We start from the raw sequence: 843 nt of genomic DNA, 5'->3' as shown, positions 1-843 counted from the left end.
GTCCTATATACCTAGTCCTTTTGAGGATTTCGGAACTACCATAAGAAGCTGGCGCAGGGTAAAGAACCTAGCCTGCAGCAGTACCGGTTTACTCCTTATGCTGAGTCGCGGTTGTTATCGGCTGCGTTGTGTTCGGTGATGAATTCGGTGGATAAGGCTGGTATGACTGAGGTTGTGCGCTCGGGGATGACCTATTTGGCGGATTAGTAGTCAGAATAATGAAGTCAACTAGCTTGCCGAATAGAGTTTCAGTGTACCCTAGATGGTCCGAGGCTTATAGGAATGGGATAAACGTGATAGCATTTGAGGTTGAAATTTTGGAATGTTGCTTAAGGGTTTACTCATAAGGGACTTAAGTAAGTTCTGTATGAATAAACCCCACTTTTATATTGGATTTCTCAAGGAAATAACTATATGGTTTATGAAAACGAACATGAAGATGAGTTCATTGTTCCGGTGTTCACTCAGGAGAGCGGGTACTGGGAGAAAATCATGAAGCCTCGTTTACAGGACCAGGGGTGGTATATCGCTGAAGTAGACTGTACAAATGTGGAGGATATTGAGGATTGCGGCACAAGGCTTCTACGTGAACTCAACTTTAAGGTTCCTGAGCATGGATATATCAATGCCATGGCGGTCAAAGGAAATCTTAGGGATATCTATGGCATTAATATGCGTAAAGGCCTCTTTGTTTTTTATAAGAATTTTGAAGATATCTTCTCTACCCATCCTGATCTATATGATGGTTATGGAGCCGAGTTTATGCTCCAACTAATTGAAGATATTGTTTATTATTATTCAACCTTACGTGGATATATCTATGAAGAGTTTCCTGTGGTGGTG

General features: G+C 41.6%; 1 pseudogene. It reads left to right on the top strand.

From position 1 onward, the window contains the following. Positions 1 to 414: 414 nt before the first annotated feature. A pseudogene (locus tag HMPREF2609_RS02945) lies at positions 415 to 843 on the top strand (hypothetical protein); the annotation flags it as partial.

It is taken from the genome of Rothia sp. HMSC058E10, from assembly GCF_001809415.1.
Taxonomy (GTDB): domain Bacteria; phylum Actinomycetota; class Actinomycetes; order Actinomycetales; family Micrococcaceae; genus Rothia; species Rothia dentocariosa.
The sequence above is the reverse complement of the archived record's forward strand: the minus strand, read 5'-3'. Positions and strand labels throughout refer to the sequence as shown.